This is a genomic window from Phocaeicola dorei (assembly GCF_013009555.1).
Lineage (GTDB): Bacteria > Bacteroidota > Bacteroidia > Bacteroidales > Bacteroidaceae > Phocaeicola > Phocaeicola dorei.
Window position 1 is genome coordinate 5,569,063 of record NZ_CP046176.1, and the last position, 14,171, is coordinate 5,583,233.

Genomic DNA, 14,171 nt, shown 5'->3' on the forward strand with positions numbered 1-14,171 from the left:
TCAGCACATGGAATATTAGATCTTAATTTGGGAAATGAACATGGAGTTATCGGCTGCATTAGCACCAGAGAAAGAAATAGGGACTCCATATATTTCTTTACTATATACTCCTCCTTTTATTATAAAATCTTGAAATGCAGGAAATCCAGTAACAACTTTAGCTGCGTCCTCTCCGTTACCACCTATAATATAAATATAGATCTGAGCACGTTTTAGCATTTCTTTTGTCTTTGAGTCTAGTGATAGTTCTCCGTTTACTATTCCTGCATTGAATGCTGCTCGAATTGATACAGAAATTTCACTATATGATTCTTCAGATTCTACTATCATTACTCCTTTTCGTCCCATATTCACAGAATTCACATATACAGGTTTTTGATTTAGATATTTTTGGCGTTCTGTTTCATTGAGAAATATGTTTCCATCATCTGGGATATCCATAGCTACATTAAAATAGATTTGGCTGAAATCAACAAATAAAGCGGTATTACTTTGTTTTTTATCACTCTCAACAGAAGTTGTAATTGAAAAAAGCTGTCCTATTTTTATATTAGCTCCAAAAGCCATATTTACCTCTTTGTAATAATTAAATTCTTTCATTTTATATGAGAAAACTTGCGATTGTTTTCCACTAAAATCTTTACCTGCATCTGTGATAGCGTCTATAACTGCATCATTAAATGAGGTAAACTTAGGTTTTATTACTCTTGATTTGATAGGCAATGAGAATGCAATTCTGATTTCTGGTTTTAAAGCATTTGGATATGCAACAGAACGGTATTCTCCGGTATTAATAGATTCAGCTTGTAAAACAGAGCCTAAATATGTATAAGCAGGGTTCAAGCTTGCTATTTCATAAAATTCTTGGGTGGATCTTGATAGATACTGTTGTAATGTTAAATCTACCTCTTTACCATCTCTAATTTCATATATTCCATCATAGTAAAGAGAACTTAGTGGAGCAATGTTTGCTGTATTATTTGCTTTCGAAGAAATTTCATCTAAATCTTCGTTTTCACAAGAAAACATTACAAGGGAAACAATTGCAAAATAAAAATACTTTTTCATAGGATTAAATTTTTAATAGATTATTTGATAGAATGGGCTGTTGAGCAGCGAATATTCACGAGTGTATTCAGTTGCATTCCACATTCGCATAGGTTCGTTAGGTTCCATAGGCATGGAACCTGTACTTTCGTAATATGATGAATTATAGCCAACATATATTTTTGATTTAAAATCAATGTTTCTCATTATAATTCTCTCTGTCTTATCTGTACAATTTGCATTTATCATAGGCCAGTTTTTATAATTGGGTTCATAGTTGCATTTATTTTCAAACATACTTATATTGAAGATAATATCTATATAGGGTTGGGAAGGTTTTGTCTTTTCTCTATCTTTATAAAAATACAAATAAAGTTGGCTTGACGAATGATAATCGCTTTTGTTGGAATAATCAGGTAAGTATGAATTATTTTCACGACTTGGCTTTACATATAAAGGTTCTATATGGATAGTATTGATAAATTCAGTTTCAACCAATCCATGTGAATTGGCATAGGAGAAAGAACATGTAATAGGTACACCATAGCTTGTTTCTGTGAATTTTGAATTATATATTAAATTTAGGAAATGGCTATATCCTTTAAATGTTTGTACGGCCAGATTGCTATCTCCCCCTATAATTAGCACTTTGAATTCTGTATTTTCAAAGAATTTTTCTTCTTCTTTATTCAGAGTAGTTGTTTTCTTACTGAAGATTCTATCAAATTCTTTTTTTATACACGTTTCTGCGAATTCGTATGATTCGTCTGTTTCAAAGGCAATGATTCCCAGTCTTCCATAAGTCAATGAATTCACATAAACAGGCTCATATTCACTTTTTCCTTGAATAGGTTGGTCACTTAAAGGAGCAATATCCATGTTGACGGTGAAACTTGATTGGAAGAATTTAACATACATTCCTGTTGACTTTTGTATTTTATCCCGGTATTCTGTTGAACTTTCACTTTTTGAAGAAAATAGTTTTCTTGTATTAATATTTGTTCCGAATGCGGTTTTAATTTCATCGTAAAAGCTAAATCTCTTGTAACTGAACATGAATTTCTGATTCTGTTCGAAATTTCCATCGGTTACCATCTCAACCACATAATCACTTAATTTAGAGAAAGTGGGTGCTTCTATAGTTCTGCTAGTGGGTTTGGGTGTATTGTGTGCCAATGTCATTGATACTGTTATGGGTTTTCTGTTGCTGATAAATACCGGTATATAATTTTGGTTTGAAATGCTGTTTCCTTCTAAAATGGATCCTGGAAATATGTAATTTCTTCCATATAAAACGGTTGCTTCTGTACTTTTCACAATATATTGTTTATTGAAAAATGCATCATCTTCCGGTGAAAGTGATCTTGATGTTTTGTCTTCCAGATTCTTATTATATTGATTTATCCAATTCTGATATAGAGAATCTCCTGGATATGTATATAAAGAGTCTATTTTAACAATATCTTTATATTTTATAAGACTGACATTAGGGGTAATATGGGCTAATTCTGTTGCTTCATTGCATGAGCAGATTAGCGTTACGCCTAGAAGTATGTGTAAAATAGAACGGATGCTTTTCATAATGATGATTATTTATTGTACATTGAAATAGTTAACAAATACAGAATTATCTTTTATGTTAGAGGCGGAAAATGATATAGGTCCTCCGAAATCATCGGGTGTAACTGTTGAAGATAAATAAGTAAGTATGCTTGTAAAAGGATTGTCTGGGTTGATATCTTTTATTCCTTTGTTTCCAATAGTCATCAATCTGATATTAGAATTGGCTAATATTGCTAGTTCTTTTTGACTAACTTCCTTAGACTTCAGTAAATTGTCAATAGCTTCTTGTAATTTGTCATAATCAATATTACTTTCAATAACTAGTATAACTTTTCTGCCAAATTGTATTGAGTTTATAAATGCAAGCTTGTCTAATTGTTGCAAAACTTGTGGATCAGTGCTTAGTGATTCCGGCATATCCATTATAATGCTGAAAAAACTTTGATTTATATCTATCAATATAATATTCTTTTGAGGCTTATAATCGGGTGTGATGCCTAATAGTTGCTGAAGGTTAATATTTTGTCCCCAATTGACAGCTAATTCTTGGTATGATTTTATCTTTTTAATTACGAATGAAAAAGAATAGTTACTTTTCAAAACATCGTTTGTTTTTAACGCTTCATGAATAGCTTTCATCATGTTATTATAGGAAGGAGTGATTGTTTGTGACTTTATAGGAATGGTGTACCCCATGTTTATAGGATTCATTGATATTTTCAGGAACTTATATGTGTCTTGATTGATGCTGTTGGCTTCCAATATTGCTCCTATGAATATTTCATTGGGGCATTTTGCCACAAACTTATCTGCACTATATTGCTCTTCTTGGCTATAAGCAAGTTTAGCAATCATCAAAAATACGATGGTGTATATTATTTTAGTTTTCATTTCTTTGTATTTAGGTTTTATACTCATATTTATTCAAAGGTATATTTTCTTTTCAGCCATATAATGGAAAGGAAATCTTGATTCATTAGTTCTGAATAAGAGATTAGATTATACTCTTGTCCTATTGCCATAAATGTACGTTGGTCATTATTGTTTTTTATTATATAGAATCCTATATTGAGTATTACTCTTCCATTTTCGTCTTTTTCTCCACAGTATTCCCATTTATCTATTGGCTTCTGGTATATGAATAATTTTTTATCTTGCCATTTTAGTTTATACTTTTCTACTATATTATTGGTTTTTACAATGGAAAGGGAGTCCCTATCGAATTGTAATTCATGGGGGCAAGACCGTTGGATTCGTTCTCCGAAATATGCAGTTTCTGTTTCTGTTAGGTCTTGAATATCGTTTTTATTGAGTATTTCTTTAAATTCTACTTTTTCAGAAAACTTTAGTTTCAATATGTAAGAAGTGTCTTCCGGTGTGGGAAGAATAGGAGAGGGATCGTCCTTGTCTGCGCAAGAACTAAACATAAGTGTTCCTATTGAAAGGAGAAAGGACATGCCTACAATAAGTAGAGTGCTTTTTTTCTTTTTCATAATATTGGACTTTAGTTTTCGTATATAAATTCTCCTGCCAATATTCCCTTTTCATCGGTGATTGTCAGTTCATATATTCCTGCCGGAATATTCTCTAAAGAAGTTGATAAAGAAGAATTGGAGTGGGGTATATAGAGGTTTCTATATACTACATATCCTTCTTTTGATTTAATCTCGATGGTTACCGCTTCCCAGTCCTGTGCGAATTCGATGGTTAATTCTTTATTGCAGTCGTCAAAGAAAGCTTTTACCGGAATGAATGACTCTACTGGAATTCTATGGTTGCCATGTTTTATAAATTCTATATTTCGCTTTTTAGCGCATAATAATAGAGGAATAATTAAGGCTATCAAAGCCAAGCTTATTTTTAATTTGTTCATAATCGTTTTACGTTTTAGTTTTGTACAAACTTAGGTATTATAGGATTATGAATGACAAAAAGAGGGAGTTATAGTATATACAAGATTTGTTGATTATCAGTGAGTTACAGAAATTGTTATATACAGTGATGTATATGTAGTGTTTTATAATTCACTGATAATAAGACCTGTATGAGAACTATTTATTTTAAGAGGTTTTTGATGATGTAATCTCGTAAAAACGTTTCTTTATCGTGCTTTAGTTGGACCTCTTGATAAATTCTCGTTCGTTTCATTCGTACAGAAGCCGGATTGATGCCAAGCAATTTTGCTTCATCATTTGCGTCAAATCCAAAAATATGGAGATAGCAATATTGATATTCTGATTCTGTCAGGTTGGGAAATGCCTCTTTTAGTAGGGAGTAAAATTGGGGATATATCTTGTCTACTTCCGTCATTATGGAATGCCATGTTTTGTCAGTAGGGAGTTGGGAGTCCTCAAGCCTATTTTTTTTAGTCAAAGAAATAAGCTTCTTGCCAACTGTGGATGTTTCCAGACTTTGCTTTTGCAGCCGGTTGTATTTATAGGATATTACTTCTATTTCCTGTTGTAGTTTGTGGGCATTATTCTCTTTGTCTGCCAATGCTTTTTGCAAAATCTGCTTTTTTTCTTCTAGTGCTGCAGATAAGTGAAGGAGCTCTATTTTCATCTTATCTAGAATTGTTTGCTGGTAATAGATTTTGGCTTTGCTTCTCTGCCGGTAAATGATATATCCTGCAACTGATAGTAAGAATAAGGAGATGGCAATAATGATGATGATTGTATTCCTTTGCTGTGTAATCTTTAATAGTTCGTTCTCTTCCCGTATCTTGGCGTTGTTATACTTTTTTTCTATTTCCAATACTTTTGTCTCATTTTGAACTAATGTCAGTGAATCGAGCATGTCGGAACAGATTTCTTTGTAATGGAGTGCTTCCTTGTATTTTCCTTCTGCCTTATAAAGCAGGTAGTAAGCTTGATTGAAGTAATAAGCGATATCATTGTGTTTGGTTATCGTTTCAATCCATTCGTGTGCTTTTGCCAGTTGGTTGTCTTTTATATATATGTGTAATAGGGAGATAGAATCCTTATAGCTTTCTTTGCTGCCCGTTTCAATGGCTTTTAAGAAATATCTTTCGGCATTCTTGTATTTTTCTTGTGCCTCATATATCACTCCAAAAGCATTGGCTACATCAGCTGTTAAATCTTTGTTATGCAGTAGTTGTGAGATGGAATCAGCCTTTTGAAGTAAGGGTATGGTGCAATTAAAAGAATCAGTGAGTGTACATTCACACGCTAAATCTTTTAAGGCGTATGCATAGCTTTTGTAGTTCCTTGCTTTCTTGAAGAAGTTACTGGCCTCTTTTCTTTTCTCCAGACGTTCACTGGTTATATCTCTAAAACCATACAAATCTGCCATATAGGCACAAATATACCCTGCCACATTATAGGCCTGATGTTCTTTGGCCAGTTGCAGCGCATCGGCATATATTTGCATTGCATTGTCATACTCCCCATCTTCTACATAAGCACGGCCTAGATACAAGGCTATTTGCGCCTGTTCTTCCGGTGTACCGTGTTTCATAAACCATTGTTGTGCCCGTTGCCATTGGTAGATAGGGAGTAATCCGGTGGCTGCTTCGTCCGTCACTTTACCGCATAACATACACCAGTGGGCAAAGTCCTTATCAGTCAGTTCATCGGGGGCATTTATGTTGTTCAGTAGCACAGAAGCACTATCGGCATACATGGGAATCAGTTCCTCTACAGATTGTAATAGCGGAAGTATGCTTTTCTCTTTTCTACATCCGGGGAGGATGAGAATGAATAGTAGTCCTGTCAAAAGTAAAGCTTTCATAAGAATGTGTTTATATTTTGCTAATATAGTGATAAATCCGGACAACTTGTATTTGATAGAGGGAAAAGTCAGTTTTTTATGCTTTCCGTGGCTTCTCCTTTGGAAGTGAGGTGGGAAAGCATGAAAGCTCTTTGTCTTGTCAGTGAAATCTGTCTGTTGTTTTTTGTTCTTCTGCCTTTTCATCAAGTTTTATCACTAAAGTGAAGAAACTGTATCACTTTAGTAATGAAGTTTGATTACCTTAGTGATGAAAGTTCATCACTAAGGTGAAACGATTAAATGAAAAGGCAGAGATTGGGAGAAAATACCGATGGAACCACTCAAGTTACAGGAACGGAATTCATTTTGTTTGCGCCATTTATAACGGTTGTAATGTTGTGCTTTCTATTGAAATATCCTATGACAAAATGATGAAGAATTTATGAATAAATCAATCATGGTAAATAATTGGTTATCAACACTTAATAAGTAAATGAAGAATTTGAAGGAAATAATCAGCCAACTGGATACTGTAACTCCTTGTGTTTTGAATCCGTTGTTTTTACGCCACAAATCTTCTGGTCCATTTGCATGCATACATCCCTCTGACCACCAGGTAGCTGATGAGAAAGGCTGTTACAGCCATGCAAATAATGTGCATTATGGCAGGAGTCCCCTGGGGCAACAGCGAGGCAAACAAGTCATACCCCATTTGCACGAAGACGAAATGACACAGATAAATGCCAAAGGTCATGGATGCCACTTTTGAAAGTGCAGGTGAAGAAGGTATTTTGAGCTTCTGTATGCAGACAAAAACAGGAAATGTCATCATAAATACATTGATGCCTCCGAAAAGCCATACTATTTCCAGATAGGCGTAGTTTCCCGGAAAATATTCCTGCATGATGAGGTAGCCACCGAAAGTGATGGCATACCCTGCCATAAACATAGGGATACCGATAGCCAGGGTTTTTCTCCAACTCCATTGCAGCGGGTATTTTACCAGATAATGGGCCAGTATCAGATAGCCGATAAATCCGGAAACATAATAAAATGAACCGAATGCATTCCAGTCGCACACTCCCAGGATATCCATATTGCCCCAGTTGCCGATATATCCCAGTGCGGGAGCGGCCATCTTTATGTAGGGAAGAAATAAGGAGATGCCCCAGATGGAAAGAAATAGCTTGATATCTTTCCGGGTAGCACGCTCCAGCCATGCATGGAAGATGGGGATGATGAAGTAGAGTCCCACCAGCATATACAGATACCACAGAGGAGTGGTGTCATAGTTGAAATTGAAAATGAACGTCCAAATCTTCGTGATAGTCTTTTCCAGGGTGAAGGCGGACATGTCTATGGTAGGATTGTCTGTCGTGGTGATGTAATTCAGATAGATGAAATAGAGGACAGGCAGCATGACTGACCAGAAGATAAGTGGGACGGCAATGCGTCCGATCCGTTTTTTGTAAAATTCACTCATGCCGTTTCGTACAGGAAACAGCAGCACTCCTGTCATCATCACAAACAAGGGCACGCAACAGCGTACGGCACTTCCCAATGCGCACCCTTGCAGAAAAGTAGGACGGTCTGTGTCAAAACGTGCCACAAAAGGGTCACAGCAATGGGCGAATACAACTAAAAAACAGGCGGTGACGCGTAGCAAGTCTATCCATCCGATGTTCTCTCTTTTATTTATTTCCATATTTTCTGTTGGGTTTATTTTTGTTCAAGCACTATTACTAAAGGACGGTGATCTGATGCTACCGGTTCATTTACTACCTGTGCGGAGGTTACTGTGAAGCCTTTCATGTTCTGTTTCAGTGCTGTAATATAATCAATGGTTTCTGTAGGGGAGGGAGCCGGAAATGTATGCTGGTTTACGTCAGAAAGTATCTGAAAATCCTGTTGCAAGTATTTTATGAATGCGGATTCGGGTTCGGCATTCAGGTCGCCGGCCAGGAAAAAAGGTTTTTTATGAGCGGCGGCAAAGTCTTTTATAAGCTCCAGTGAGGCCATGCGGTCTTCTTCGGTGAGAGACAGATGGGTGCAACAATAAATGTAGTTGTCGAACTCTGCCATAATCAGCGCACGTGCTTCTTCCCGTCCGGGAAGTGTCATGGTTTTCAGGCTGACGGGAATTTCTTTGGTGAGAAGTCCGATACCATATTTTCCTCCGTCGTAATCAATGGCAGGGGCAAAGTAAGCGTGCATTTGCGTACGTCCGGCTATCTCGCCCAGTACGTATTTTTGTCCGCTGCGGTGGGTCATGCTGTCTAGTTCCTGCAAGGCTACCACTTCGGGGTGGATATGATTGATTACATCGGCTATGCGTTGGAAGTCGCATACATCATCCATTCCGTTTGCATTTTTAATGTTATAGGTCATTAGCCGTAAGGAATTTTGTGATTGTGCCGACAGGGCAAAAAGAAGGATAAAAAGTAAGGGCAATGTCTTTTTCATATATTCATCAGGTTTTGATTGTTTAAATTCTCTCCAAAGATAGATAAATTCATTCTTTTTTTCTTTGCTCTCAAAGATAAAAAACAAGAGAAAGTTTTTATCAGAAAGGAAATGTTTCTGTTCAACAACTTGCCGGGGCTTTATTTCTTTCCTGCCGGAGAAGCCTGTGTCATACGGATACTGCTTACCACACCTGCGGCAATGGCAAAGAATATGGCTAATAACAAACAAGCCTGCGCCCGATGTCCTTCGGCGAATATACGGAACAACAAAGCAACCAATGTGGTCCCCAAAGTCTGACCTAACAGACGCGCCGTACCTAGCATACCGCTGGCTCCACCGCTTCTATGAGTGGGTGCGGAAGAAACAATGGTTACATTATTGGGCGTCTGGAACAGCCCGAAGCCCATACCACAGAGTGCCATTCGCCAGATGATATTCCATTCTGCCGGATGGGTGGGAAGCAAATAGAGTGTGAATAGGCCGGTAGCGAAGATAGTCATGCCGATACCTCCTAGCAATCCGGGATGTACTTTCTCTACCAGTCTGCCTGCAAGTGGTGCGGTCAAGATGGTAGCCAATGGCCAGGGGGTAAGTAACAAACCGATCTCTACGGCGCTGTATCCCAATATATTCTGCATAAAAAAAGGTAAGGAAACCATAGCCAGCATCTGGGCGGTGAATGAAGTGATGGAAGTACCGATAGAAAGAGCGAAAATAGGAATCTTCAGCAAATCTACAGGCAGGATAGGGGTTGTTTCCTTCAGTTGGCGACGGATGAAATAAGTGCCGATTATGATTAACAATACCAATTGTATGGCAATGAATTTTCTGTTCTCAGCGTGTGCAAAACCTTCCAAAGTATAAATTAACAAGCCGAAAGTCAATGCGTTGGCTATTGCACTGATTCTATCAAACTTATGTTTTACATCTGAAGCCGGATTATGCGGTAATAACCGATGCCCGATTACTAATGCAGCCAATCCCAAAGGTATATTAATTACGAATAACCAATGCCAGCTTCCCAATGTCAGGATACTGCCTGCGATGGACGGGCCTGCAGCAGCCGAAACAGCTACCACCATGGCATTTACCCCCATTCCGCGTCCTAGTATCTGCGGCGGGTAAATTAAACGGATAAGGGCGGTATTGACACTCATCACACAGGCTGCACCGAAACCTTGAATGATACGGGAAACGGTCAGCATCCAGAAAGAGTCCGAGAGGGCGCAGGCTGCAGAGGCACCCACAAAAATGGAGATGCCGGTCAGGAATATTCGTCTGTAACCATAAATATCACCTAATGAGGCAAATGATAGTAAGGTCATGGTAATCACCAATTGGTAGGCATTAATAATCCAGATGGCATTGGCGGGGGTGACATCGAAATCGTGTGCCAGCGTGGGTAATGCGATATTCATAATGGTTCCGTCCAGTACGGACATCATGATAGCCAGCAGTACGGCTACCACCGCAAAATATTGTTTAGGTATAAATGCGATCTTTTCTTTGCTCATGATGCAAAATTAATGGAAATCGGCCAGATTAGGTTTAATTTCTTCTAAATAATTACGATTCCAATGTTAAAGAACCGGGAATTTATAGAATGGTTAAGGAATAATGCTTATCTTTGCAGCCGTTAAAAACAGTGGAGAGATTTGAGTAGCTTGCAACCACAGAAAAAAATGCTAAAAAATACATTGACTTTCTTATTTACATCTATCTACTCTGATAACTTCCCAAGGTGGTTAACGAATTAACTTTTAATTTTTAATTCTTAATTCTTAATTTTCAATTTAGAATGGGATATTTATTCACATCCGAATCGGTGTCTGAAGGACACCCCGACAAAGTGGCCGATCAAATATCGGACGCTGTGCTTGACAAACTGTTGGCGTTTGACCCCAGTTCGAAAGTAGCTTGCGAAACCCTGGTGACTACCGGACAGGTGGTACTGGCTGGAGAAGTGAAAACCAAGGCGTATGTAGATTTGCAGCGCATTGCACGTGAAGTGATTAACCGTATCGGCTATACCAAGAGCGAATATATGTTCGAAGGAAACTCGTGCGGCGTATTCTCTGCCATTCACGAACAAAGTGCGGATATTAACCGTGGCGTGGAACGCGAGGACCCTATGAATCAAGGGGCAGGCGACCAGGGAATGATGTTTGGTTATGCTACCAATGAAACGGAAAATTATATGCCGCTGTCACTGGACTTGGCTCATAAACTGTTGATGGTATTGGCCGAAATCCGTCGTGAGGGGAAAGTGATGACTTATCTCCGTCCCGACGCCAAGAGCCAGGTTACTATTGAATACGATGATAACGGCAAGCCGGTACGCATTGATACGATTGTGGTTTCTACCCAGCATGACGAGTTTGTAACCCCGGCTGATTCTTCCAAAGAAGCTCAGTTGAAGGCTGACGAAGAGATGTTGGCTAAGATTCGTCAGGATGTGATTGAAATCCTGATGCCACGTGTCATTGCCGAAATTCATAATGAAGAAGTATTGGCTTTGTTCAATGACCAGATAGTTTATCATGTGAACCCTACAGGTAAGTTTGTGATCGGCGGTCCTCATGGAGATACCGGTTTGACAGGCCGTAAGATTATTGTGGATACATACGGTGGAAAAGGTGCTCACGGTGGTGGGGCGTTCTCAGGAAAAGACCCCAGTAAGGTAGACCGCAGTGCTGCTTATGCAGCACGCCATATCGCAAAGAATATGGTTGCTGCCGGTGTTGCCGATGAAATGCTGGTGCAGGTGTCATACGCCATTGGTGTGGCCCGTCCTATCAATATCTATGTAAATACGTACGGCCGCAGCAATGTGAAACTGAGCGACGGAGAGATTGCTAAGAAAATAGACCAACTGTTCGATCTGCGTCCGAAAGCCATTGAAGAGCGTTTGAAACTGCGTAATCCTATTTATGAGGAAACCGCTTCTTACGGTCACATGGGACGTGAGCCGAAAGTAGTGACCAAGACATACGAATCCATGTATCATGAAGCAAAGACGCTGGAAGTGGAACTATTCACTTGGGAGAAGTTGGATTATGTGGATAAGATAAAGGAAGCGTTCGGTTTGTAAGAAACGGATTCGAATATGGTGATGTATACGGGCGAATTCAATTCGTTCCTGCGGCAATGAGCATCATTGACTGACAGGGGAGGATTGGATCCGCCCGAAAACATAAGGATTTATATGAATGATATAAAGAATGTATGTGTATATAGTGCCTCCAGCACAAAGATAGCAAAGGTGTATTTTGATGTAGCGGAAGAATTAGGACGTCTTTTGGCTGAAAAGAAGATCAATCTGATTAACGGGGCAGGCTGTATCGGCCTGATGGCGGCTACTTCAGATGCAACATTGGAGGCGGGCGGTACGGTGACAGGGGTAATCCCTCATTTTATGGTGGAGCAGGGATGGCACCATACAGGGCTGACCCGATTGATTGAGACAGAAACCATGCACGAGCGCAAACGGATGATGGCCGATTTGTCCGATGGCGTCATTGCATTGCCCGGAGGTTGCGGCACATTGGAGGAATTGCTTGAAATCATCACCTGGAAGCAGCTGGGACTTTACCTAAATCCGATAATCATCTTGAATATCAATGGATTCTATGACTCTTTGCTTGAAATGCTGCAAAGGGCGGTGGACGAGAACTTTATGCGTAAAGAACATGCTGCTATCTGGAAAGTGGCTTCAACAGCCGAAGAAGCAATAAATTTGCTTTATACAACGCCTGTTTGGAGCAAAGAAATACGTAAATTTGCAGCGATATGAGTGAAACCTGCCATCCCGGAATAGCGTATATTCTCCAACTTTATACGGAAGAGCAGAGCCGTGTTGATACGGCTTTGACACACAACGTGTGTCATACGTCCAAGGAAGACGGGATGAGAGGAATGGAGTTGCCCTATCAACTGCGTTCGGACTGGATGGTGACCAGCGTGTTGTTTCTTTGTTTTATTCTGGTATCATACGTGCTGGCACATGGCAAGAAACACCTTGAACAGCAATTTAAGAATTTTGCTTTGTCTAAAGAGCGTGCCAGTTTGTTTGATGATACTACTGCATCTGATGTGCGTTATACATTGGTGCTGATATTGCAAACCTGTATATTATCCGGTTTTTGTGTGTACGATTATTTTTCTGATCACGACCTGCTCCTTTTCCGTACGGTTCCTCATTATTTATTGCTAAGTATTTACATTGGTTATATAGTTTTTTTCTTTGTCATCAAATGGATTCTTTATAGCTTTGTAAATTGGATTTTCTTTAACAAAACACGCAATATTATTTGGCTGGAATCTTACTTTAATGTTGTAATTGGGGCCGGATTTTTACTTTTTCCAATTGTACTTTTGATTGTGTATTTCGATCTGTCACCACAAATTGCTCCTTATTTTATCGGTTTTGTTATAATAATTGCTAAAATTCTGCTGTTTTATAAGTGCTTTAGTAACTTTTTCAACAAATTTCATGGCGCTTTCCATTTAATTCTGTACTTTTGTGCCCTTGAAATACTCCCTGATTTTGTTCTGTGGAAAGGGATTATCTTAGCGAACAACATTTTGGTTTTAAATTTTTAGTACATTGAAAATAAAAAAAGTCCTCGTATCTCAGCCGAAGCCGACTTCTGAAAAGTCGCCATATTATGATATTGCTGAGAAGTACGGTGTGAAAATTGATTTCCGCCCGTTCATCAAAGTTGAGAGCTTGTCGGCCAAAGAGTTCAGACAGCAAAAAGTCTCTATTCTTGATCATACCGCTGTGATTTTTACATCGCGGCACGCTATTGACCATTTCTTCAATCTGTGTGCAGAATTGCGTGTTACTGTGCCCGAAACAATGAAATATTTCTGTACGTCCGAAACCATTGCTTTGTACATTCAGAAATATGTTCAGTATCGCAAGCGTAAAGTATTCTTCGGCGCGACCGGTAAATTCGCAGATCTGGTGCCTTCTATCGTAAAGCACAATACGGAAAAATATTTGGTGCCGATGTCTGATGTACACAATGATGAGATCAAAACTTTATTGGATAAAAATAAAATTCAGCATACGGAGGTAGTAATGTATCGTACGGTAAGTAATGATTTTACTCCCGAGGAAGAGTTCGATTACGATATGCTGTTGTTTTTCAGTCCTGCAGGAATCAATTCTTTGATGAAGAATTTTCCGGAGTTCGACCAAAAGGAAATTGCGATAGGGTGTTTTGGTCCTGCTACTGCTAAAGCGGTAAAGGATGCCGGATTGCGGTTGGATTTGGAAGCTCCTACTGTAGAGGCTCCGTCCATGACTGCGGCATTGGATATGTTTATCCGCGAGCGCAATAAGGATTAATTTTTAGTTT

At 38.8% G+C, this 14,171-nt stretch carries 13 protein-coding genes; 4 read left to right on the plus strand and 9 right to left on the minus strand.

Annotation, left to right across the window (positions count from 1 at the left end):
• Positions 1-15: 15 nt before the first annotated feature.
• From GKD17_RS22810 to GKD17_RS22850, 9 genes are all read right to left on the minus strand, one after another.
• Entirely contained in the window at positions 16-1,068 is a 1,053-nt protein-coding gene (locus GKD17_RS22810; RefSeq protein WP_007834257.1) for a thiol-activated cytolysin family protein, read from the minus strand.
• A 12-nt stretch (positions 1,069-1,080) separates the two neighbouring features.
• Positions 1,081-2,628 (minus strand): thiol-activated cytolysin family protein, encoded by a 1,548-nt coding sequence (locus tag GKD17_RS22815; RefSeq protein WP_007834258.1) that lies wholly within the window; start codon positions 2,626-2,628, stop codon positions 1,081-1,083.
• A 12-nt stretch (positions 2,629-2,640) separates the two neighbouring features.
• The gene (locus GKD17_RS22820) at positions 2,641-3,501 is read right to left on the minus strand and encodes a thiol-activated cytolysin family protein (protein ID WP_008654086.1); all 861 of its coding nucleotides are present in this window, start codon (positions 3,499-3,501) and stop codon (positions 2,641-2,643) included.
• 29 nt (positions 3,502-3,530) lie between these two features.
• Positions 3,531-4,103 (minus strand): hypothetical protein, encoded by a 573-nt coding sequence (locus tag GKD17_RS22825; protein WP_007834261.1) that lies wholly within the window; start codon positions 4,101-4,103, stop codon positions 3,531-3,533.
• A gap of 11 nt (positions 4,104-4,114) precedes the next feature.
• The gene (locus GKD17_RS22830; RefSeq protein ID WP_007834262.1) at positions 4,115-4,483 is read right to left on the minus strand and encodes a DUF3244 domain-containing protein; all 369 of its coding nucleotides are present in this window, start codon (positions 4,481-4,483) and stop codon (positions 4,115-4,117) included.
• Positions 4,484-4,665: 182 nt separating this feature from the next.
• On the minus strand, positions 4,666-6,543 hold the full coding sequence (locus GKD17_RS22835; RefSeq protein WP_007834263.1) for a tetratricopeptide repeat protein: 1,878 nt from the start codon (positions 6,541-6,543) through the stop codon (positions 4,666-4,668).
• Between the two features lie 358 nt (positions 6,544-6,901).
• On the minus strand, positions 6,902-8,044 hold the full coding sequence (locus GKD17_RS22840) for an acyltransferase (RefSeq protein WP_007834266.1): 1,143 nt from the start codon (positions 8,042-8,044) through the stop codon (positions 6,902-6,904).
• A gap of 14 nt (positions 8,045-8,058) precedes the next feature.
• A complete protein-coding gene (locus GKD17_RS22845; protein ID WP_032936058.1) occupies positions 8,059-8,802 on the minus strand; it encodes an endonuclease/exonuclease/phosphatase family protein in 744 nt (247 codons plus the stop codon).
• 140 nt (positions 8,803-8,942) lie between these two features.
• A complete protein-coding gene (locus GKD17_RS22850) occupies positions 8,943-10,319 on the minus strand; it encodes an MFS transporter (RefSeq protein WP_007834269.1) in 1,377 nt (458 codons plus the stop codon).
• Positions 10,320-10,603: 284 nt separating this feature from the next.
• Here GKD17_RS22850 and metK point away from each other — a divergent pair, with 284 nt between their 5' ends.
• From metK to GKD17_RS22870, 4 genes are all read left to right on the plus strand, one after another.
• Positions 10,604-11,896: a methionine adenosyltransferase gene (gene metK / locus GKD17_RS22855; RefSeq protein ID WP_007834270.1), complete on the plus strand. Its 1,293-nt coding sequence runs from the start codon at positions 10,604-10,606 to the stop codon at positions 11,894-11,896.
• A gap of 114 nt (positions 11,897-12,010) precedes the next feature.
• Positions 12,011-12,598, plus strand: a complete 588-nt coding sequence (locus GKD17_RS22860) for an LOG family protein (RefSeq protein WP_007834271.1) — start codon at positions 12,011-12,013, stop codon at positions 12,596-12,598.
• Entirely contained in the window at positions 12,595-13,407 is an 813-nt protein-coding gene (locus tag GKD17_RS22865) for a DUF4271 domain-containing protein (RefSeq protein ID WP_007834272.1), read from the plus strand. Before GKD17_RS22860 ends, GKD17_RS22865 begins: the two co-directional genes overlap by 4 nt.
• A 4-nt stretch (positions 13,408-13,411) precedes the next feature.
• On the plus strand, positions 13,412-14,161 hold the full coding sequence (locus GKD17_RS22870) for a uroporphyrinogen-III synthase (protein ID WP_007834273.1): 750 nt from the start codon (positions 13,412-13,414) through the stop codon (positions 14,159-14,161).
• Positions 14,162-14,171: the final 10 nt, after the last annotated feature.

Bases quoted from the DNA above. Each gene is read 5' to 3' on its own strand.
- GKD17_RS22810 (WP_007834257.1), bottom strand. From the start codon at position 1,068: ATGAAAAAGTATTTTTATTTTGCAATTGTTTCCCTTGTAATGTTTTCT.
- GKD17_RS22815 (WP_007834258.1), bottom strand. From the start codon at position 2,628: ATGAAAAGCATCCGTTCTATTTTACACATACTTCTAGGCGTAACGCTA.
- GKD17_RS22820 (WP_008654086.1), bottom strand. From the start codon at position 3,501: ATGAAAACTAAAATAATATACACCATCGTATTTTTGATGATTGCTAAA.
- GKD17_RS22825 (WP_007834261.1), bottom strand. From the start codon at position 4,103: ATGAAAAAGAAAAAAAGCACTCTACTTATTGTAGGCATGTCCTTTCTC.
- GKD17_RS22830 (WP_007834262.1), bottom strand. From the start codon at position 4,483: ATGAACAAATTAAAAATAAGCTTGGCTTTGATAGCCTTAATTATTCCT.
- GKD17_RS22835 (WP_007834263.1), bottom strand. From the start codon at position 6,543: ATGAAAAGGCAGAAGAACAAAAAACAACAGACAGATTTCACTGACAAG.
- GKD17_RS22840 (WP_007834266.1), bottom strand. From the start codon at position 8,044: ATGGAAATAAATAAAAGAGAGAACATCGGATGGATAGACTTGCTACGC.
- GKD17_RS22845 (WP_032936058.1), bottom strand. From the start codon at position 8,802: ATGAAAAAGACATTGCCCTTACTTTTTATCCTTCTTTTTGCCCTGTCG.
- GKD17_RS22850 (WP_007834269.1), bottom strand. From the start codon at position 10,319: ATGAGCAAAGAAAAGATCGCATTTATACCTAAACAATATTTTGCGGTG.
- metK (WP_007834270.1), top strand. From the start codon at position 10,604: ATGGGATATTTATTCACATCCGAATCGGTGTCTGAAGGACACCCCGAC.
- GKD17_RS22860 (WP_007834271.1), top strand. From the start codon at position 12,011: ATGAATGATATAAAGAATGTATGTGTATATAGTGCCTCCAGCACAAAG.
- GKD17_RS22865 (WP_007834272.1), top strand. From the start codon at position 12,595: ATGAGTGAAACCTGCCATCCCGGAATAGCGTATATTCTCCAACTTTAT.